19 protein-coding genes and 1 riboswitch are annotated in these 21,328 nt (G+C 54.4%); of the genes, 9 read left to right on the forward strand and 10 right to left on the reverse strand.

The annotated features are described in order from the left end of the window. The 9 genes from INF86_RS21210 to rpoC all read left to right on the forward strand — a co-directional run. Positions 1-96, forward strand: a 96-nt coding sequence (locus INF86_RS21210) for an elongation factor Tu (protein WP_072082015.1), incomplete at its 5' end; no start/stop codon positions are given. A gap of 227 nt (positions 97-323) precedes the next feature. Then, a complete protein-coding gene (secE, locus tag INF86_RS21215) occupies positions 324-707 on the forward strand; it encodes a preprotein translocase subunit SecE (RefSeq protein WP_003862342.1) in 384 nt (127 codons plus the stop codon). 1 nt (position 708) lies between these two features. Then, on the forward strand, positions 709-1,254 hold the full coding sequence (gene nusG, locus INF86_RS21220; RefSeq protein WP_003862341.1) for a transcription termination/antitermination protein NusG: 546 nt from the start codon (positions 709-711) through the stop codon (positions 1,252-1,254). Positions 1,255-1,410: 156 nt separating this feature from the next. Further along, the gene (gene rplK, locus INF86_RS21225) at positions 1,411-1,839 is read left to right on the forward strand and encodes a 50S ribosomal protein L11 (RefSeq protein WP_003862340.1); all 429 of its coding nucleotides are present in this window, start codon (positions 1,411-1,413) and stop codon (positions 1,837-1,839) included. Positions 1,840-1,842: 3 nt separating this feature from the next. Then, complete coding sequence (gene rplA, locus INF86_RS21230) at positions 1,843-2,547, forward strand: 50S ribosomal protein L1 (protein WP_006810530.1); 705 nt, start codon at positions 1,843-1,845, stop codon at positions 2,545-2,547. Between the two features lie 289 nt (positions 2,548-2,836). Next, positions 2,837-3,334 (forward strand): 50S ribosomal protein L10, encoded by a 498-nt coding sequence (rplJ, locus tag INF86_RS21235; protein WP_003862338.1) that lies wholly within the window; start codon positions 2,837-2,839, stop codon positions 3,332-3,334. Between the two features lie 66 nt (positions 3,335-3,400). Beyond that, positions 3,401-3,766 (forward strand): 50S ribosomal protein L7/L12, encoded by a 366-nt coding sequence (rplL, locus tag INF86_RS21240; protein ID WP_002445276.1) that lies wholly within the window; start codon positions 3,401-3,403, stop codon positions 3,764-3,766. A gap of 319 nt (positions 3,767-4,085) precedes the next feature. Beyond that, entirely contained in the window at positions 4,086-8,114 is a 4,029-nt protein-coding gene (gene rpoB / locus INF86_RS21245; protein WP_023299068.1) for a DNA-directed RNA polymerase subunit beta, read from the forward strand. Between the two features lie 76 nt (positions 8,115-8,190). Further along, a complete protein-coding gene (gene rpoC, locus INF86_RS21250) occupies positions 8,191-12,414 on the forward strand; it encodes a DNA-directed RNA polymerase subunit beta' (protein ID WP_023299069.1) in 4,224 nt (1,407 codons plus the stop codon). A 115-nt stretch (positions 12,415-12,529) separates the two neighbouring features. Here the strand turns inward: rpoC and INF86_RS21255 are convergent, their stop codons facing one another. The 10 genes from INF86_RS21255 to INF86_RS21300 form a co-directional block, all read right to left on the reverse strand. Then, positions 12,530-12,847 (reverse strand): PTS lactose/cellobiose transporter subunit IIA, encoded by a 318-nt coding sequence (locus INF86_RS21255; protein ID WP_003862327.1) that lies wholly within the window; start codon positions 12,845-12,847, stop codon positions 12,530-12,532. Next, positions 12,847-13,155 carry a PTS sugar transporter subunit IIB gene (locus INF86_RS21260; protein WP_010425948.1) on the reverse strand — a complete coding sequence of 103 codons (309 nt, stop codon included), beginning with the start codon at positions 13,153-13,155 and terminating at the stop codon, positions 12,847-12,849. Before INF86_RS21260 ends, INF86_RS21255 begins: the two co-directional genes overlap by 1 nt. A 180-nt stretch (positions 13,156-13,335) precedes the next feature. Then, the gene (locus INF86_RS21265; RefSeq protein ID WP_063148479.1) at positions 13,336-14,877 is read right to left on the reverse strand and encodes a diguanylate cyclase domain-containing protein; all 1,542 of its coding nucleotides are present in this window, start codon (positions 14,875-14,877) and stop codon (positions 13,336-13,338) included. 333 nt (positions 14,878-15,210) lie between these two features. Beyond that, a complete protein-coding gene (gene thiH, locus INF86_RS21270) occupies positions 15,211-16,344 on the reverse strand; it encodes a 2-iminoacetate synthase ThiH (RefSeq protein WP_022646704.1) in 1,134 nt (377 codons plus the stop codon). Further along, the gene (gene thiG, locus INF86_RS21275; RefSeq protein ID WP_023299071.1) at positions 16,344-17,111 is read right to left on the reverse strand and encodes a thiazole synthase; all 768 of its coding nucleotides are present in this window, start codon (positions 17,109-17,111) and stop codon (positions 16,344-16,346) included. Before thiG ends, thiH begins: the two co-directional genes overlap by 1 nt. A gap of 1 nt (position 17,112) precedes the next feature. Continuing rightward, entirely contained in the window at positions 17,113-17,313 is a 201-nt protein-coding gene (thiS, locus tag INF86_RS21280; protein WP_032626499.1) for a sulfur carrier protein ThiS, read from the reverse strand. Next, positions 17,297-18,052, reverse strand: a complete 756-nt coding sequence (gene thiF, locus INF86_RS21285) for a thiazole biosynthesis adenylyltransferase ThiF (protein ID WP_063148480.1) — start codon at positions 18,050-18,052, stop codon at positions 17,297-17,299. The genes thiS and thiF overlap by 17 nt, the downstream gene beginning before the upstream one ends. After that, positions 18,039-18,680: a thiamine phosphate synthase gene (thiE, locus tag INF86_RS21290; RefSeq protein ID WP_023299073.1), complete on the reverse strand. Its 642-nt coding sequence runs from the start codon at positions 18,678-18,680 to the stop codon at positions 18,039-18,041. The genes thiF and thiE overlap by 14 nt, the downstream gene beginning before the upstream one ends. Continuing rightward, positions 18,680-20,575 (reverse strand): phosphomethylpyrimidine synthase ThiC, encoded by a 1,896-nt coding sequence (gene thiC / locus INF86_RS21295; RefSeq protein WP_193543906.1) that lies wholly within the window; start codon positions 20,573-20,575, stop codon positions 18,680-18,682. Before thiC ends, thiE begins: the two co-directional genes overlap by 1 nt. A gap of 78 nt (positions 20,576-20,653) precedes the next feature. Then, positions 20,654-20,763: riboswitch (TPP riboswitch) on the reverse strand. A gap of 54 nt (positions 20,764-20,817) precedes the next feature. Continuing rightward, on the reverse strand, positions 20,818-21,315 hold the full coding sequence (locus INF86_RS21300) for an Rsd/AlgQ family anti-sigma factor (protein WP_023299075.1): 498 nt from the start codon (positions 21,313-21,315) through the stop codon (positions 20,818-20,820). Positions 21,316-21,328: the final 13 nt, after the last annotated feature.

Consider the following 21,328-nt stretch of genomic DNA (forward strand, 5'->3'; position numbering starts at 1 on the left):
ATCCACCCAATCGCGATGGACGACGGTCTGCGTTTCGCAATCCGTGAAGGCGGCCGTACCGTTGGCGCGGGCGTTGTTGCTAAAGTTCTCGGCTAATCGCTGATAACATTTGACGCAATGCGCAATAAAAGGGCATCATTTGATGCCCTTTTTGCACGCTTTCACATCAGAACCTGGCTCATCAGTGATTAATTTTGTCATAATCATTGCTGAGACAGGCTCTGCGGAGAGCGTATAATACGAAAAGCGAATAGCATTTCGATTGGTTTGCCTCGCACTCGCGGGGTGAAAATGTTTGTAGAATACTTCTGACAGGTTGGTTTATGAGTGCGAATACCGAAGCTCAAGGGAGCGGGCGCGGCCTGGAAGCGATGAAATGGGTAGTTGTAGCCGTGCTGCTGATTGTGGCGATTGTCGGCAACTATCTTTATCGTGACATGATGCTGCCGCTACGCGCGCTTGCAGTGGTAATTCTGATTGCTGCGGCGGGTGGTGTCGCGCTGTTGACGACGAAAGGCAAAGCGACCGTTGCGTTTGCCCGCGAAGCGCGTACCGAAGTCCGCAAGGTCATTTGGCCGACTCGCCAGGAAACATTGCACACCACGCTGATTGTAGCGGCGGTAACCGCTGTAATGTCACTGATCCTGTGGGGACTGGATGGTATTCTGGTTCGCCTGGTATCCTTTATCACTGGCCTGAGGTTCTGAGATGTCTGAAGCCCCTAAAAAGCGCTGGTACGTCGTTCAGGCGTTTTCCGGTTTTGAAGGCCGCGTAGCTACGTCGCTGCGTGAGCATATCAAATTACACAATATGGAAGAGTTATTTGGCGAAGTTATGGTTCCGACCGAAGAAGTGGTTGAGATCCGTGGCGGCCAACGTCGCAAAAGCGAGCGTAAATTCTTCCCGGGTTACGTGCTGGTTCAGATGGTGATGAACGACGCGAGCTGGCACCTGGTGCGCAGCGTACCACGCGTGATGGGCTTTATCGGCGGCACATCTGACCGTCCGGCGCCAATCAGCGACAAAGAAGTTGATGCGATTATGAACCGCCTCCAGCAGGTGGGTGATAAACCGCGTCCGAAAACGCTGTTTGAACCGGGTGAGATGGTTCGTGTTAACGACGGTCCGTTTGCTGACTTTAATGGCGTCGTCGAAGAAGTGGACTACGAGAAGTCCCGCCTGAAAGTTTCCGTTTCTATCTTTGGTCGTGCGACCCCGGTAGAGCTGGACTTTGCTCAGGTAGAAAAAGCCTAAGCAGCGATCAAAAAAGCGACGATTTAATCGTTGCACAGGGCGCGAGATTGGAATACAATTTCGCGCCTTTTGTTTTTATGGGTTCCGACCCGTAAAACGAATTTTATTCACGGGGAGCCTCTCCGAGGCGTTATTACCCAATCAGAGGATTTTAGAATGGCTAAGAAAGTACAAGCCTACGTCAAGCTGCAGGTTGCAGCAGGTATGGCGAACCCAAGTCCACCAGTTGGTCCAGCTCTGGGTCAGCAGGGTGTGAACATCATGGAATTCTGTAAAGCGTTCAACGCCAAAACTGAATCCATGGAAAAAGGTCTGCCAATCCCAGTTGTAATCACTGTTTACGCTGACCGTTCTTTCACTTTCGTTACCAAAACCCCTCCAGCAGCAGTTCTGCTGAAGAAAGCAGCGGGCATCAAGTCTGGTTCCGGTAAGCCGAACAAAGACAAAGTGGGTAAAATTTCCCGCGCTCAGCTGCAGGAAATCGCGCAGACCAAAGCTGCCGACATGACTGGTTCCGACATTGAAGCGATGACTCGCTCCATTGAAGGTACTGCACGTTCCATGGGCCTGGTAGTGGAGGACTAAGAAATGGCTAAACTGACCAAGCGCATGTCCGTGATCCGTGACAAAGTTGATGCGACCAAACAGTACGACATCAACGAAGCTATCGCTCTGCTGAAAGAACTGGCAACTGCTAAGTTCGTTGAAAGCGTTGACGTTGCCGTTAACCTGGGCATCGACGCTCGTAAATCCGATCAGAACGTTCGTGGCGCAACTGTACTGCCACACGGTACTGGCCGTTCCGTACGCGTAGCTGTATTTGCTCAGGGTGCAAACGCTGAAGCGGCTAAAGCTGCCGGCGCTGAACTGGTAGGTATGGAAGATCTGGCTGATCAGATCAAGAAAGGCGAAATGAACTTTGACGTTGTTATTGCTTCTCCAGATGCAATGCGCGTTGTTGGCCAGCTGGGCCAGGTTCTGGGTCCACGCGGCCTGATGCCAAACCCGAAAGTGGGTACTGTAACTCCTAACGTTGCTGAAGCGGTTAAGAACGCTAAAGCAGGTCAGGTTCGTTACCGTAACGACAAAAACGGCATCATCCACACCACCATCGGTAAAGTGGACTTTGACGCTGACAAACTGAAAGAAAACCTGGAAGCTCTGCTGGTTGCGCTGAAAAAAGCTAAACCAACTCAGGCGAAAGGCGTGTACATCAAGAAAGTTAGCATCTCCACCACCATGGGTGCAGGTGTTGCAGTTGACCAGGCTGGCCTGAGCGCTGCTGCAAACTAATGCCTTTACGTGGGCGGTGATTTTGTCTACAATCTTACCCCCACGTTTGCTAACAAAAGTTAGCGGCTAAAAGAATTGTTCGTTGGAGCCTGGCCTATCCAGGCCTCCGTCGAAGACCGCAGGTGTTTCGCAAGAAACTTAATCCCCTGCGTAGACGGTGACAGAACGCTAAGATTATTTTAAATACTCTGGCTTGTTTCTGCTCACCGTATTAAGACGCTCTTCCCGTTGGGTCGAGTGAAGTGAGTTCCGGAACATGAGTTCCGGCAAACATCCAGGAGCAAAGCTAATGGCTTTAAATCTTCAAGACAAACAAGCGATTGTTGCTGAAGTCAGCGAAGTAGCCAAAGGCGCGCTGTCTGCAGTAGTTGCGGATTCCCGTGGCGTTACTGTAGACAAAATGACTGAACTGCGTAAAGCAGGTCGTGAAGCTGGCGTATACATGCGTGTTGTTCGTAACACCCTGCTGCGTCGCGTAGTTGAAGGTACTCAGTTCGAGTGCCTGAAAGACACGTTTGTTGGTCCGACCCTGATTGCATACTCTATGGAACACCCGGGCGCTGCTGCTCGTCTGTTCAAAGAGTTCGCGAAAGCGAATGCAAAATTTGAGGTCAAAGCTGCAGCCTTTGAAGGTGAGTTGATCCCGGCATCGCAAATCGATCGCCTGGCCACCCTGCCGACCTACGAAGAAGCAATTGCACGCCTGATGGCAACCATGAAAGAAGCTGCGGCTGGCAAACTGGTTCGCACTCTGGCTGCTGTACGCGATGCGAAAGAAGCTGCTTAATCGCAGTTATCTTTATAAAGCATTTGCTTACGTATAAACTTATTCTGATTTTCAGGAACAATTTAAATGTCTATCACTAAAGATCAAATCATTGAAGCAGTAGCAGCTATGTCCGTAATGGACGTTGTAGAGCTGGTTTCTGCAATGGAAGAAAAATTCGGTGTTTCTGCTGCTGCTGCTGTAGCTGTAGCTGCGGGCCCGGCTGAAGCTGCTGAAGAAAAAACTGAATTCGACGTAATTCTGAAAGCTGCTGGCGCGAACAAAGTTGCTGTAATCAAAGCAGTACGTGGCGCAACTGGCCTGGGTCTGAAAGAAGCTAAAGACCTGGTAGAATCTGCTCCAGCTGCGCTGAAAGAAGGCGTGAGCAAAGACGACGCAGAAGCACTGAAAAAATCTCTGGAAGAAGCTGGCGCTGAAGTTGAAGTTAAATAAGCCAACTTTTCTGGTTGCAGCCTAAGTAATTAGGCTGATGGCTGGTGACTTTTTAGTCACCAGCCTTTTTGCGCTGTAAGGCATCAGCAGCATTTCACACTGTTTGACTGCTGGTTGTCCTGACAATGCTTGTTTCTATCGACGACTTAATATACTGCGACAGGGTGCTCGCTCTGTGTAAATCGCAATGAAATGGTTTAAGCGTGATAGCAACAGGTATTGCGGAAAGTATTCAATTTTCCGGTCCACAAAATGGTGTTGCACAAACTGTCCCTTCGTCGGACAGATGGGTCGACTTGTCAGCGAGCTGAGGAACCCTATGGTTTACTCCTATACCGAGAAAAAACGTATTCGTAAGGATTTTGGTAAACGTCCACAAGTTCTGGACATTCCATATCTCCTTTCTATCCAGCTTGACTCGTTCCAGAAGTTTATCGAGCAAGATCCTGAAGGGCAGTACGGCCTGGAAGCAGCCTTCCGTTCCGTGTTCCCGATTCAGAGCTACAGCGGTAATTCCGAGCTGCAGTACGTCAGCTACCGCCTTGGCGAACCGGTGTTTGACGTTCAGGAATGTCAGATCCGTGGCGTGACCTATTCCGCACCGCTGCGCGTAAAACTGCGTCTGGTGATCTACGAGCGCGAAGCGCCGGAAGGCACCGTAAAAGACATTAAAGAACAAGAAGTCTACATGGGTGAAATTCCACTCATGACGGACAACGGTACTTTCGTTATCAACGGTACTGAGCGTGTTATCGTTTCCCAGCTGCACCGTAGCCCGGGCGTCTTCTTCGACAGCGATAAAGGTAAAACGCACTCTTCCGGTAAAGTACTGTATAACGCACGCATCATTCCTTACCGTGGTTCATGGCTGGACTTCGAATTCGATCCAAAAGACAACCTGTTTGTCCGTATCGACCGTCGTCGTAAGCTGCCTGCAACCATCATTCTGCGTGCACTGAACTATACCACTGAGCAGATCCTGGACCTGTTCTTTGAGAAAGTGATCTTTGAAATCCGCGACAACAAGTTGCAGATGGAGTTGGTGCCGGAACGTCTGCGTGGTGAGACCGCGTCGTTCGACATCGAAGCCGACGGCAAAGTGTATGTGGAAAAAGGTCGCCGTATCACCGCGCGCCACATCCGCCAGCTGGAAAAAGATGATATCAAACACATCGAAGTTCCGGTTGAATACATTGCAGGAAAAGTAGCCGCGAAAGATTACGTTGATGAATCAACTGGCGAGCTGATCTGCCCGGCGAACATGGAGCTGAGCCTGGATCTGCTGGCTAAGCTGAGCCAGTCTGGCCACAAACGTATCGAAACGCTGTTCACCAACGATCTGGACCACGGTCCGTACATCTCTGAGACTGTACGCGTCGACCCAACCAACGATCGTCTGAGCGCGCTGGTTGAAATCTACCGCATGATGCGTCCTGGTGAGCCACCAACTCGCGAAGCGGCTGAAAGCCTGTTCGAGAACCTGTTCTTCTCCGAAGACCGCTACGATCTGTCCGCGGTAGGTCGTATGAAGTTCAACCGTTCTCTGCTGCGCGACGAAATCGAAGGTTCCGGTATCCTGAGCAAAGACGACATCATTGAAGTGATGAAGAAGCTCATCGATATCCGTAACGGTAAAGGCGAAGTGGACGATATCGACCACCTCGGCAACCGTCGTATCCGTTCCGTAGGCGAAATGGCGGAAAACCAGTTCCGCGTTGGCCTGGTTCGTGTAGAGCGTGCGGTGAAAGAGCGTCTGTCTCTGGGCGATCTGGATACCCTGATGCCTCAGGATATGATCAACGCCAAGCCGATTTCTGCGGCAGTGAAAGAGTTCTTCGGTTCCAGCCAGCTGTCTCAGTTCATGGACCAGAACAACCCGCTGTCTGAGATCACGCACAAACGCCGTATCTCTGCACTCGGCCCAGGCGGTCTGACCCGTGAACGTGCAGGCTTTGAAGTTCGAGACGTACACCCGACTCACTACGGTCGCGTATGTCCAATCGAAACGCCTGAAGGTCCAAACATCGGTCTGATCAACTCCCTGTCCGTGTACGCACAGACAAACGAATACGGTTTCCTTGAGACCCCGTATCGTAAAGTGACCGACGGTGTGGTTACCGACGAAATTCATTACCTGTCTGCTATCGAAGAAGGCAACTACGTTATCGCTCAGGCGAACTCCAACCTGGATGACGAAGGCCACTTTGTAGAAGATCTGGTTACCTGCCGTAGCAAAGGCGAATCCAGCCTGTTCAGCCGCGACCAGGTTGACTACATGGACGTATCCACCCAACAGGTGGTATCCGTCGGTGCGTCCCTGATCCCGTTCCTGGAACACGATGACGCCAACCGTGCATTGATGGGTGCGAACATGCAACGTCAGGCCGTTCCAACTCTGCGTGCTGATAAGCCGCTGGTTGGTACCGGTATGGAACGTGCTGTTGCCGTTGACTCCGGTGTTACAGCAGTTGCTAAGCGTGGCGGTACCGTTCAGTACGTTGACGCATCCCGTATCGTTATCAAAGTTAACGAAGACGAGATGTATCCGGGCGAAGCGGGTATCGACATCTACAACCTGACCAAATACACCCGTTCTAACCAGAACACCTGTATCAACCAGATGCCTTGCGTATCTCTGGGTGAGCCAGTTGAGCGCGGCGACGTGCTGGCAGACGGTCCGTCCACCGACCTCGGTGAACTGGCGCTCGGTCAGAACATGCGCGTAGCGTTCATGCCGTGGAACGGTTACAACTTCGAAGACTCCATCCTCGTCTCCGAGCGTGTGGTTCAGGAAGATCGTTTCACCACCATCCACATTCAGGAACTGGCCTGTGTGTCCCGTGACACCAAGCTGGGGCCAGAAGAGATCACTGCCGACATCCCTAACGTGGGTGAAGCTGCGCTCTCCAAACTGGATGAATCCGGTATTGTTTACATCGGTGCGGAAGTGACCGGCGGCGACATTCTGGTTGGTAAGGTTACACCGAAAGGCGAAACCCAGCTGACGCCAGAAGAGAAACTGCTGCGTGCTATCTTCGGTGAGAAAGCGTCTGACGTTAAAGACTCTTCTCTGCGCGTACCAAACGGTGTTTCCGGTACGGTTATCGACGTTCAGGTCTTCACTCGTGACGGCGTTGAGAAAGATAAGCGTGCGCTGGAAATCGAAGAGATGCAGCTCAAACAGGCTAAGAAAGACCTGTCTGAAGAACTGCAAATCCTCGAAGCGGGTCTGTTCAGCCGTATCTATGCGGTGCTGGTTGCCGGTGGCGTTGAAGCTGAGAAGCTCGACAAACTGCCACGCGATCGCTGGCTGGAGCTGGGCCTGACCGACGAAGAGAAACAGAATCAGCTGGAACAGCTGGCTGAGCAGTATGACGAACTGAAACACGAGTTCGAGAAAAAACTCGAAGCGAAACGCCGCAAAATCACTCAGGGCGACGATCTGGCACCAGGCGTGCTGAAGATTGTTAAGGTGTATCTGGCTGTTAAACGTCAGATCCAGCCTGGTGACAAGATGGCAGGTCGTCACGGTAACAAGGGTGTTATCTCTAAGATCAACCCGATCGAAGATATGCCGCACGATGCTAACGGTACGCCGGTAGATATCGTACTGAACCCACTGGGTGTACCGTCTCGTATGAACATCGGTCAGATCCTGGAAACCCACCTGGGTATGGCTGCGAAAGGTATCGGCGACAAGATTAACGCCATGCTGAAGCAGCAGGAAGAAGTCGCGAAACTGCGCGAGTTCATCCAGCGTGCCTACGATCTGGGTACCGACGTGCGTCAGAAAGTCGACCTGAACACCTTCAGCGATGATGAAGTTCTGCGTCTGGCGGAAAACCTGCGTAAGGGTATGCCAATTGCAACGCCGGTATTCGACGGTGCAAAAGAAGCTGAAATTAAAGAGCTGCTGCAACTGGGTGGTCTGCCAACGTCTGGTCAGATTACGCTGTTTGACGGCCGTACCGGTGAACAGTTCGAGCGTCCGGTAACCGTAGGTTACATGTACATGCTGAAACTGAACCACCTGGTCGACGACAAGATGCACGCTCGTTCTACCGGTTCTTACAGCCTGGTTACTCAGCAGCCGCTGGGTGGTAAGGCTCAGTTCGGTGGTCAGCGCTTCGGGGAGATGGAAGTGTGGGCGCTGGAAGCATACGGCGCAGCATACACCCTGCAGGAAATGCTCACCGTTAAGTCTGATGACGTGAATGGTCGTACTAAGATGTATAAGAACATCGTAGACGGCAACCATCAGATGGAACCGGGCATGCCAGAATCCTTCAACGTACTGTTGAAAGAGATTCGTTCGCTGGGTATCAACATCGAACTGGAAGACGAGTAATTCTCGCTCAAACAGGTCACTGGTGTCGGGTTAACCCCCGACACCAGATTGTGCTAACTCCGACGGGAGCAAATCCGTGAAAGATTTATTAAAGTTTCTGAAAGCGCAGACTAAAACCGAAGAGTTTGATGCGATCAAAATTGCTCTGGCTTCGCCAGACATGATCCGTTCATGGTCTTTTGGTGAAGTTAAAAAGCCGGAAACCATCAACTACCGTACGTTCAAACCTGAGCGTGACGGCCTTTTCTGTGCGCGTATTTTCGGGCCAGTAAAAGACTACGAGTGCCTGTGCGGTAAGTACAAGCGCCTGAAACACCGTGGTGTGATCTGTGAGAAGTGCGGCGTTGAAGTGACCCAGACCAAAGTACGCCGTGAGCGTATGGGCCACATTGAGCTGGCGTCTCCAACTGCTCACATCTGGTTCCTGAAATCTCTGCCGTCCCGTATCGGCCTGCTGCTGGATATGCCGCTGCGCGATATCGAACGTGTTCTGTACTTCGAATCTTATGTTGTGATCGAAGGCGGGATGACGAATCTGGAACGTAACCAGATCCTGACCGAAGAACAGTATCTGGACGCGCTGGAAGAGTTCGGTGACGAATTCGACGCGAAGATGGGTGCGGAAGCTATCCAGGCCCTGCTGAAGAGCATGGATCTGGAGCAAGAGTGTGAAACTCTGCGCGAAGAGCTGAACGAAACCAACTCCGAAACCAAGCGTAAAAAGCTGACCAAGCGTATCAAACTGCTGGAAGCGTTCGTACAGTCTGGTAACAAACCAGAGTGGATGATCCTCACCGTTCTGCCGGTTCTGCCGCCAGATCTGCGTCCGCTGGTTCCGCTGGATGGTGGTCGTTTTGCAACGTCGGATCTGAACGATCTGTACCGTCGCGTGATCAACCGTAACAACCGTCTGAAACGTCTGCTGGATCTGGCTGCGCCGGACATCATCGTACGCAACGAAAAACGTATGCTGCAGGAAGCGGTAGATGCCCTGCTGGATAACGGTCGTCGCGGTCGTGCGATCACCGGTTCTAACAAACGTCCTCTGAAATCTTTGGCCGACATGATCAAAGGTAAGCAGGGTCGTTTCCGTCAGAACCTGCTCGGTAAGCGTGTTGACTACTCCGGTCGTTCTGTAATCACCGTAGGTCCATACCTGCGTCTGCATCAGTGCGGTCTGCCTAAGAAAATGGCTCTGGAGCTGTTCAAACCGTTCATCTACGGCAAGCTGGAACTGCGTGGCCTGGCCACCACCATCAAAGCCGCTAAGAAAATGGTTGAGCGTGAAGAAGCTGTCGTTTGGGATATCCTGGACGAAGTGATCCGCGAACACCCGGTACTGCTGAACCGTGCACCAACTCTGCACCGTTTGGGTATCCAGGCATTTGAGCCAGTCCTGATCGAAGGTAAAGCGATCCAGCTGCACCCGCTGGTTTGTGCGGCCTATAACGCCGACTTCGATGGTGACCAGATGGCTGTTCACGTACCGCTGACGCTGGAAGCCCAGCTCGAAGCGCGTGCGCTGATGATGTCTACCAACAACATCCTGTCTCCAGCGAACGGTGAACCTATCATCGTTCCTTCTCAGGACGTTGTATTGGGTCTGTACTATATGACCCGTGACTGTGTTAACGCCAAAGGCGAAGGCATGGTGCTGACTGGCCCGAAAGAAGCTGAGCGTATTTATCGCGCTGGCCTGGCCTCTCTGCATGCGCGCGTTAAAGTGCGTATCACCGAATACGAAAAAGATGAAAACGGCGAATTCGTGGCGATTACCAGCCTGAAAGACACGACCGTTGGCCGTGCGATTCTGTGGATGATCGTACCGAAAGGTCTGCCTTTCTCCATCGTCAACCAGGCGCTGGGCAAGAAAGCGATCTCCAAAATGCTGAACACCTGTTACCGCATTCTGGGCCTGAAGCCGACCGTTATCTTCGCTGACCAGACAATGTACACCGGCTTTGCTTATGCAGCGCGTTCAGGTGCATCTGTTGGTATCGATGACATGGTCATCCCAGAGAAGAAACACGAGATCATCTCTGAAGCGGAAGCTGAAGTTGCTGAGATCCAGGAGCAGTTCCAGTCTGGTCTGGTAACCGCAGGCGAACGTTACAACAAAGTTATCGATATCTGGGCTGCGGCGAACGATCGTGTATCCAAAGCGATGATGGATAACCTGCAAACCGAAACCGTGATTAACCGTGACGGCGTAGAAGAGCAGCAGGTCTCCTTCAACAGCATCTACATGATGGCCGACTCCGGTGCGCGTGGTTCTGCGGCACAGATTCGTCAGCTGGCAGGTATGCGTGGTCTGATGGCGAAGCCAGATGGCTCCATCATCGAAACGCCAATCACCGCGAACTTCCGTGAAGGTCTGAACGTACTCCAGTACTTCATCTCCACGCACGGTGCGCGTAAAGGTCTGGCGGATACCGCACTGAAAACGGCGAACTCCGGTTATCTGACGCGTCGTCTGGTTGACGTTGCGCAGGATCTGGTCGTCACCGAAGACGATTGTGGCACCCTCGAAGGTATCACCATGACCCCGGTTATCGAGGGTGGTGATGTTAAAGAGCCGCTGCGCGATCGCGTACTGGGTCGTGTGACCGCGGAAGACATCCTGAAGCCGGGCACCGCAGACATTCTGGTTCCACGCAACACTCTGCTGCACGAACAGTGGTGTGACCTGCTGGAAGCGAACTCTGTTGACTCTGTGAAAGTGCGTTCCGTTGTATCCTGTGACACCGACTTTGGTGTGTGTGCGCACTGCTACGGTCGTGACCTGGCGCGTGGCCACATCATCAACAAAGGTGAGGCTATCGGCGTTATCGCAGCACAGTCCATCGGTGAGCCGGGTACACAGCTGACGATGCGTACGTTCCACATCGGTGGTGCGGCATCTCGTGCGGCTGCTGAATCCAGCATCCAGGTGAAAAACAAAGGTAGCATCAAGCTCAGCAACGCGAAGTCTGTTGTTAACTCCGCAGGCAAGCTGGTTGTGACTTCTCGTAACACCGAGCTGAAGCTTATCGACGAATTCGGTCGTACCAAAGAGAGCTATAAAGTGCCTTACGGTGCGGTTATGGCGAAAGGTGATGGCGAGCAGGTTGCCGGCGGCGAAACCGTAGCAAACTGGGATCCACACACCATGCCGGTTATCACCGAAGTAAGTGGTTTCATCCGCTTCACTGACATGATCGACGGCCAGACCATTACTCGTCAGACCGACGAGCTGACCGGTCTGTCTTCTCTGGTGGTTCTGGATTCTGCTGAACGTACTACCGGTGGTAAAGATCTGCGTCCTGCACTGAAAATCGTTGATGCTCAGGGTAACGACGTTCTGATCCCTGGCACCGATATGCCTGCGCAGTACTTCCTGCCGGGTAAAGCGATTGTACAGCTGGAAGATGGCGTACAGATCAGCTCTGGTGACACCCTGGCGCGTATTCCTCAGGAATCCGGCGGTACCAAGGACATCACCGGTGGTCTGCCACGCGTTGCGGACCTGTTCGAAGCACGTCGTCCGAAAGAGCCTGCTATCCTGGCTGAAATCAGCGGTATCATCTCCTTCGGTAAAGAGACCAAAGGTAAGCGCCGTCTGGTTATCACGCCAGTAGATGGCAGCGAGCCGTACGAAGAGATGATTCCTAAGTGGCGTCAGCTCAACGTGTTCGAAGGTGAACGCGTGGAACGTGGTGACGTGGTCTCCGATGGTCCAGAAGCGCCGCACGACATCCTGCGTCTGCGTGGTGTGCATGCTGTTACTCGTTACATTGTTAACGAAGTACAGGACGTATACCGTCTGCAGGGCGTTAAGATTAACGATAAGCACATCGAAGTTATCGTTCGTCAGATGCTGCGTAAAGCAACCATCGAAAACGCGGGCAGCTCCGACTTCCTGGAAGGCGAGCAGGTTGAATACTCACGCGTTAAGATCGCTAACCGCGATCTGGAAGCGAACGGCAAAATCGGTGCGACCTTTGCACGCGATCTGCTGGGTATCACCAAAGCGTCTCTGGCAACCGAGTCCTTCATCTCTGCTGCATCGTTCCAGGAAACCACTCGTGTCCTGACCGAAGCGGCTGTTGCAGGTAAACGTGATGAACTGCGCGGTCTGAAAGAGAACGTTATCGTGGGTCGTCTGATCCCGGCCGGTACCGGTTATGCGTACCACCAGGATCGTATGCGTCGTCGCGCAGCGGGCGAACTGCCAGCTGCACCGCAGGTGACTGCCGAAGATGCATCCGCGAGCCTTGCAGAACTGCTGAACGCAGGTCTGGGCGGTTCCGACAACGAGTAATCGTTGATGCCCGGTAGGTAAAATTACCGGGCATATGAATCACAGGTCGGGTAAGCGCAGCGCCACCCGACAATAAAAAACCCGCCTCGGCGGGTTTTTTTACGTCTGTATGTCTTCAATTCACTAACGGGATGCGTCGATAAAGCTCAATCATATCGCCCGCCAGATCCTGAATGACCATCGCGTTCATCAGGTGATCCTGAGAGTGAACGGTGATCAGGTTAACCGGAAGTTTACCTGTCCCTTCATCAAGACCGATAAGCTGCGTCTGGATAGTATGCGCATGTTTCACATATTCACGCGACTCTTCCATCGCTTTCTCGGCTTCGTCAAAGTCACCTTTTCGCGCCATTTGCAACGCTGTCAGGGCCGCACTGCGCGCCGCACCTGCATTGACCAATAGCTCCATGATTGTGGTTTCTAAGTCTTCCATTATGACTCCAGCAGCTTGAGCGCTTTTTCCAGTACGGCATCACCTTTCATCATGCCGTAATCCATCATGTCGATAACCGCGACCTTTTTTCCGAGCGGATCGGCCTGCGCCTGGAGTTTTGCCTGTTCGTATTTAACCTGTGGCCCCAGTAATACGATATCAGCCGTCGCGATGTTATCTTTAAACTCCGCGACCGGAACGGCTTTAATGGTTACTTCGACTCCTTTTTTCTGCGCGGCATCTTTCATACGTTGAACCAGCATGCTGGTTGACATTCCCGCTGCACAGCATAAAACGATGTTCTTCATAGTCAGCCTCGATCTACATGTGTTTATTGATAATTATCCCGCGCAGACCGCTTCAACAACCGCTTTACCGCGATTGTGTGTCAGGCATCACAAAGAAATCGGCATTTTTCTGAAACCGGTTACAATTTTATACATGAAAGCATTCTGCCCGTCTTAACGGGCGGAATTTCAGGAAGGGTATTATCGGCTGGCCGTGCTTACGATGCGGTTTTTACCCTGTTGTTTAGCGGTATACAGCGCTTCATCTACGCTGCCGATAAATTGTTCCAGCGGTTCGAAGTGCCACTCTCCCACCCCCGCGCTGAAGGTTACTCGCAGGTTCTCTTCCCGCCAGGTCCGTTTTTCCACGGCGGTGCGCCAGGCTTCCAGTAGCGCGTGCGCGGAGTTCATCAGCTCGGCCGGGAAAATCACCCCGAACTCTTCCCCACCGTAGCGGTAAACGGAAACGTGGTGAGGCTGCATGATCTGAATACCTTCGCGCGCCACGCTGCGCAGAACAATATCCCCGCTCAGGTGGCCCCAGGTGTCGTTAATAGATTTGAAGTTATCGATATCGACCAGCGCCAGAACGAAGGGTTGATGAGCGGTCAGCAGCTCATCCACATCGTTGTCGAAAGCACGGCGGTTCTTGCAGCCTGTCAGCGCATCATGGGTGGCCTGACGGACATAGGCCATCTCACGTTCCTTATTGGTTCGAATGGTATGGCTGAGCATCGCCTCAAGACGTGGCGCCTGATTGACGTCTCCGGTTTTGATGGCGTTGATAATGTTCATCAGCACAGAACGCGAGGCATGGCGCAGGTAGAGCCCGAACAGAATGATGATGATTGCCGCCAGCGCAAATCCCCAGCCGACGACGGTGGTTTCATGCCGGGTGATGACGGAAAGCGTGGCATCGGAGACCCGATAAATCACAAACCAGTCCGGATTGGTGAAAGAGTAGTAGTAATACCAGGTTTTACTTTTGGGGTCGAAAAGATGCCCTTCGCCGCTGGTCATTTTGTCCATCAGCGCTTCGCTTACGTACTGCTTAAAGAGCGCCCCCGTGTCCGGATGCAGCACAACGGCGCCGTCACGTTCCACGACAAAAAACTCACCCTGAACCGGTGCCACCATCTGGCGCAAGGTATACCCCATGGAGGTTAAATCAAGATGGAAAGCGAGCGTGCCCTTCAGACGGCCTTCCGGTGAAATGACCGGTTTATAGAGGGTGACCGTAGGATGTTGGGTGAAATAGTCCAGATAGGGGCGGGTGTAGTGAGGAAAGTTGCTGGCTTCCGCTTGCCCGATAAACCATGGGCGTGTTCGTGCGTTGAACGACCTACTCTTCTCCGTTGGCAGTACTTCCGGCGCGCGCAGATGGTGCCCTTCGGTGTCCGCCAGAGAGATAGACGACACCGTCGGCATCAGATTCTGCAAATGCATTAACATCTGCAAACCGTGTGTCGGATCGATATTTATCGTCTGATTCACTCTGTCTTCACGGGCGTAGTACATCGCAGCGCGACCAAGAATATAGTCATTTTCTCGCAGGATGGATTCGGTATAGTTCACCGCCAGATTATGGGTGAAGTTACCATTAATTTTATGATAATCCTCAATAAAATCCTTCCGTTGTGAAAGGATGACCAGGATCGCGATTATCGCGAAACTGAACAGAATCCCCGCGAAGCTGACCATAATTGGTCGGGTAAAAGAGAGCTTTTTACTGTGGAGTGCCATGAGTTGTGCATCAATCCAGATGGTAGACGCGTTGCGTCTGTCGATATCCTCAGCATAGTCGCTGTCAGATTGCTGGTAGTAAATTATACAGAAAGCGATTTCCGACGGGTTGATTTATCTTAAGAGTAGATAAGAAACGACGTATTTATTTTATCAATTGAAATTTTGTTTAAGGGGCGGAGGGCAGGGCGAAACGAGGAAGAAGCATTTTCACCCTGGTCAGCGTCCGTTGCTGACGTGGTTAATCCTAATAAAACCGGGCAGATCTCCTCAATCGCCCGGCGTTGATCTTACGAGCCGTCTCGTAACCTTTCCGCATTGTTGCAGGCGGTTTCAGCGCAAATGCGAAGCTCTTCCCAGCCAGCTGTCCCAGTCTTTCCACACGGGCTGTAGCCCCTGTGCAGTCAGGGCTTCCGCCACCGCGTCGGGCCGTCGTCCGTCGTGCGGTGCAAACTGTTCCAGTTCCGGGCGATCGTCCGCGTAACCGCCCGGCTGCGTTTTGGAAAAGGCGCTGACGTTGTTGATCGCCAGAGGGATCGCGCGGTCGCGAAACGCGGGGGATTCACGCGTGGAGAGCGACAATTCCACTTCCGGCGCGAACAGGCGAAATGCGCACAGGGTTTGCACCAGCTGGCGCTCATCCATCAGCGAGGCGGGTTCAATGCCTCCCGTACACGGACGCAGCCGTGGGAATGAGATGGAATAGCGGCTTTGCCAGTAGTACTGCTGTAGCCACAGCAGATGCTCTGCCACCATATAGCAGTCAACCCGCCAGCTGTCGGACAGACCGATAAGCGCGCCCAGCCCAATTTTATCGATACCGGCGCGCCCCAGCCTGTCCGGCGTTTCCAGCCGGAAGATGAAATCCTGCTTCTTCCCTTTCAGGTGATGCCGGGCATAGGTCGCCTCGTGGTAGGTTTCCTGATAAACCATTACGCCGTCCAGCCCAAGGGTTTTCAGTTCCGCATATTCCTCTTGCGACAGAGGCTGCACTTCCATTTGCAATGAGGCAAATTCGCGGCGGATGGCCGGAAGATGCTGGCGAAAATAGTCCATCCCCACTTTGCCCTGATGTTCACCCGTCACCAGTAAGAGATGTTCAAAACCCATCTCACGAATAGCCGCACACTCGCGGGCGATCTCATGCTCATCCAGCGTTTTACGCTTAATGCGGTTGCTCATTGAGAAGCCACAGTAGGTGCAGTCGTTGGCGCACAGGTTAGAGAGATAAAGCGGCACGTAAAAGCTCACCGTGTTGCCAAAGCGCTGGCGGGTAAGGCGTTGCGCGCGCTGCGCCATCGGTTCAAGGTATGCGCTGGCTGCCGGAGAAAGCAGGGCCATCAAATCCTCGCGGGTCACATGCCGGGCTGTTAATGCCCGCTCTACGTCCGCAGAGGTTTTACTGTTGATACGTAAGGCAATATCGTCCCAGTTAAGCTGACGCCAGCGATCGGTAAAGGTAGCCATCAGAGTGCCTCCAGAAAACCGGTCAGCGGGCTGGTGGCCTGCGCCTGAAAGCTGCGCGAGCCGGGGCCGGACTGTCGTGCCAGCAGACCGGACTCCACGGCAAGGCGGAACGCACGCGCCATCATCACCGGGTCGTCGGCCACCGCAATCGCGGTATTGACCAGCACCGCATCGGCCCCCATCTCCAGCGCCTGCGCGGCGTGACTGGGTACGCCGATGCCCGCATCCACCACCACGGGCACGGTCGCCTGCTCGATGATGATCTCCAGCATCGCGCGGGTCTCCAGTCCCTGGTTGGAGCCAATGGGCGCCCCTAACGGCATCACGGCCGCGCAGCCGACCTCTTCCAGACGCTTACACAGCACGGGATCGGCACCACAGTAGGGCAGAACGGTGAATCCCTGCTGCACCAGCGTCTCTGCCGCTTTCAGGGTTTCGATCGGATCGGGCAACAGCCAGCGGGCGTCCGGATGAATTTCCAGCTTCAGCCAGCAGGTGCCGAGCGCTTCCCGGGCCAGATGCGCAGCGAAAATTGCTTCCTCGGCCGTTTTCGCACCGGAGGTATTGGGTAAGAGCGTCACGCCTGCCTCCAGTAACGGCGCAAGTATGGCATCGTTGTGCTGACGCAGATCCACGCGCTTCATCGCCAGCGTCACCAGCTGGCTGCCGCTTTCACGAATAGCATCCACCATTAGCTGCGGGGAGGCGAATTTTCCGGTTCCGGTAAACAGATGTGAATCAAAGACTTTGTCGGCAATACGTAACATCTCAGCCCCCAGCGATAACCTGAAACAGCAGGATCTGGTCGCCTTCAATGACCTGCTGATGTTCCCACCGCTCGCGCGGCAGGATCTGTTGATTGAGCGCCAGTGCCGTTCCCGGCTTCAGCTGGCGCAGCGTGTCGAGCAGGGCGGCAACGGTGAGATCGTCGTCGCACGTCATCGGCTCATCGTTAAACAGAATGCGCATCGCGGCCTCCGCATACCGGGCAGCAGTTGGCGCGGTTTAACGCCAGATGGCGCCAGCCGCTGGAACGGGCGTCGAACAGCCGGAGCGTGTTGCGCTCTGTTTCCATGCCGCTGAGCAACTTGATGGCTTCCAGCGCCTGAAGGGTACCCATCACGCCCACCACCGGCCCAAGAATGCCAGCCGTGCGGCAGTTACGCTCCGGTTCAGCCTCGTCCGGCCACAGGCAGCGGTAGCAGCCCTGCGCCCACGGCGGCGTAAGCACCATTATCTGCCCGCCGAAACCGACCGCGCTGGCGGTGATCAGCGGCGTGTTCTGTGCAACACAGGCCGCATTAATGGCCTGACGCGTCGCCATATTGTCCGTGCAGTCCAGCACCACGTCGGCAAGGGCAACTTCGCGTTGCAGATCTTCTCCGCTCAGCCGCGTCTGGAGCGCCACCAGTTCAATATCGGGGTTAAGCTGGTTCAGCCGCTTGCGCGTAACCTGTGCTTTAGGCTGGTTAACATCTTCTGTAGTGAAGAGGATTTGCCGTTGCAGGTTGCTGAGGTGTACCTCATCGTCATCGGCCAGTACCAGCGTTCCCACGCCCGCCCCGGCCAGATACAGCGCGGCGGGCGCGCCCAAGCCACCCAAACCGACAATCAGTACCCGGCTGGCGAGCAGCTTTTGCTGCCCGTCAATGGCGATATCCTCCAGCAGGATCTGGCGGCTGTAGCGCATAAAATCACGATCTTTCATCGCCTGCTCCTGCCAGTTGTAAAAGCCGTGCGGTGGCGGTCTGCCAGTCTGCGGCCTGGGTGATAGCGCTGACGACGGCGATACTGCCGACGCCGGTTTCCAGCACGGCGGGCGCACGTTCAAGGCTGATTCCGCCGATGGCGACGGTGGGGTAATCGGCAAGGCGCTTAACGTGGGCTGCCAGCTGAGCCAAACCCTGTGGGGCAGACGGCATCTGTTTGGTTTGCGTCGGGAAAACGTGGCCGAGGGCGATGTAGGAGGGGCGGGCCGCCAGCGCCACGTCGATCTCCATATCATCGTGGGTGGAAACGCCCAGCCGCAGACCGGCGTCACGGATTGCGTTGAGATCGGTCGTTTCCAGATCTTCCTGTCCCAGATGCACGCCGTACGCCTGGTGTTTAACCGCCAGCCGCCAGTAGTCGTTGATAAACAGGCGGGCGTGGTAGCGACGTCCCAGCGCGATAGCGGCGGCCACATCGGCCTCCACCTCTTCGTCGCGTTTATCCTTGATGCGCAGCTGGAGGGTGCGAACGCCTGCCTCCAGCAAGCGCTCTATCCACGCCACGCTGTCCACCACCGGGTAAAGCCCTAAGTGGAAGGAGACAGGTGGGAAATCGGGCTGGTACATTACGCCTCCTCCTTTTTGAGGTAGATTTCGCCGCCTTTGGCGCGGAAGGTTTCGGACATGTCTGCCATGCCGACTTCAATGGTCTGCGCGGCGGCGTAGTCGCGCACCTCCTGGCTGATTTTCATCGAGCAGAACTTCGGCCCACACATGGAGCAGAAGTGCGCGACTTTGCCCGATTCCTGCGGCAGGGTTTCGTCGTGGTAGGCGCGGGCGGTGAACGGATCCAGCGCCAGGTTGAACTGGTCTTCCCAGCGGAATTCAAAGCGCGCTTTGGACATGGCGTTGTCGCGAATTTGCGCGCCCGGATGGCCTTTCGCCAGATCCGCCGCGTGGGCGGCAATTTTGTAGGTGATCAGCCCCTGCTTCACGTCCTCTTTGTTTGGCAGCCCGAGGTGCTCTTTCGGCGTCACGTAGCAGAGCATGGCGCAGCCGAACCAGCCGATCATCGCCGCGCCAATGCCTGACGTGAAGTGGTCGTAGCCCGGCGCAATATCGGTGGTCAGCGGCCCCAGTGTGTAGAACGGCGCTTCGTGGCAGTGCTCCAGCTCTTCGGTCATGTTGCGGCGGATCATCTGCATCGGCACATGGCCCGGGCCTTCAATCATCACCTGGACGTCGTACTCCCAGGCGATTTTGGTCAGCTCGCCCAGCGTGTGCAGCTCGGCAAACTGCGCCTCGTCGTTAGCATCGCGGATGGAGCCCGGACGCAGGCCATCGCCCAGCGACAGAGAGACATCGTAAGCGGCGCAAATTTCGCAGATTTCGCGGAAGTGTTCGTAGAGGAAGTTTTCCTGATGATGGGAAAGGCACCATTTCGCCATAATCGAACCGCCGCGTGAGACGATACCGGTCAGACGTTTCGCCGTCATCGGCACGTAGCGCAGCAGCACGCCCGCGTGGATGGTGAAGTAGTCCACGCCCTGTTCCGCCTGCTCCAGCAGCGTGTCGCGAAACGCTTCCCAGGTGAGGTTTTCGGCGATGCCGTTGACCTTCTCCAGCGCCTGATAAATCGGGACGGTACCGATCGGCACCGGGCTGTTACGCAGGATCCACTCGCGGGTCTCATGAATATAGCGGCCCGTGGAAAGGTCCATCACCGTGTCCGCGCCCCAGCGCGTCGACCAGACCAGCTTTTCCACCTCTTCTTCGATGGATGACGTCACTGCTGAGTTGCCGATGTTGGCGTTGACCTTTACCAGGAAGTTGCGGCCGATAATCATCGGCTCGGATTCCGGATGGTTGATATTGGCAGGGATAATGGCGCGCCCGGCGGCCACTTCATCACGAACAAATTCCGGCGTGATGTTTTCCGGCAGGCGAGCGCCAAACCCTTCACCCGGATGCTGGTGGCGCAGCACTTCGCTGCGGATGCGCTCGCGGCCCATGTTTTCGCGGATGGCGATGAACTCCATCTCCGGCGTGACGATACCCTGGCGCGCGTAGTGCAGCTGGGTTACGCATTTGCCCGCTTTAGCGCGTTTCGGCGTCAGCAGGCCGGTAAAGCGCAGCGCGTCCAGACCGTCGTCGGCCAGGCGCGCGTTGGTATACGCCGAGCTGCGCACGCTCAGCTCTTCGCAGTCGTTACGGGCGTCAATCCACGGCTGGCGCAGTTTTGCCAGACCCTGCTGTACGTTGATAGCAACAGAAGGATCGCCGTACGGGCCGGAGGTGTCGTATACCGGCACGGCTTCGTTGTCTTCAAACTGCGGGCTCTCTTTGCTGCCGCCGATAAGCGTCGGGCTGAGCTGGATTTCGCGCATCGGCACGCGGATATCGGCCTGTGAACCGGTGATGTAGATGCGCGTTGAGTTCGGGAAAGCGGTGCCTTCCAGGGTGTCGATGAAGCGTTGTGCGTGTTCGCGCTGTTCGCGGCGGGTCAGTTTTGTTGTAGACATAGCTCATTCCAGATGTGAAGGACATGGCTTGTCAGACGACGGATGAAGCAAGAGAAGATCGCCCGAAGGCGATACAACAGCAGTGTGACTCTTGTTCCCTTCGCAGGTATTAACCTGATCAGGTTCCGCGGATCCCGAATTAACGGTCTCAGCCCGTGCTTTCACACTGGGCACTCCGACAAGAAAAATCCCCCTCCGCAGAGGGGCGAATGGTTGTAAATTACTCGTTAACGATTAAGAACTCAAGCAGGGCGCGCAACGTTATCGCTGGTGCTGATAGTCAGGTTGTTGTCCAGCACGAGGGCGATGAGCTTGTCTTCCAGCGTGAATCGCTCTTCCAGTGCTTCGCCAAGGTCGGAAAGCGCCTGCTGAAACTCAAGATAGTTATCGTGATCGATAGCGTTCTCCAGCGTGGAATCGTAGTAGTCCATGATCTGCTGGGTGTTGGCTTCAAGCAACGGACAGAGTTTACTGGCCGCTAAATACGGCGTTGTCCCTTCCATTTCGCGGATAATGCGTTCATAAAGGTTGAAATGGCCGTCGGAGAGGTAGTCGACCAGGCTCTGACAAAAGTCGTCCAGCGCTTTTTCATTGAGTCGCATAAAGGATTCTTTGCCAGGCTTAAGACCAACCAGATTGTAATACGCCACAAGGAGATGCTTGCGCACATGTAGCCAGCGATCCACCAGGGTGTTACTTCCTCCAACGCGCTCAGTCAGGCTTTCCAGCTGGTTTAACATGGTCGACTCCATA

The organism is Enterobacter cloacae complex sp. I1M, assembly GCF_014982425.1.
Taxonomy (GTDB): Bacteria; Pseudomonadota; Gammaproteobacteria; order Enterobacterales; family Enterobacteriaceae; genus Enterobacter; species Enterobacter intestinihominis.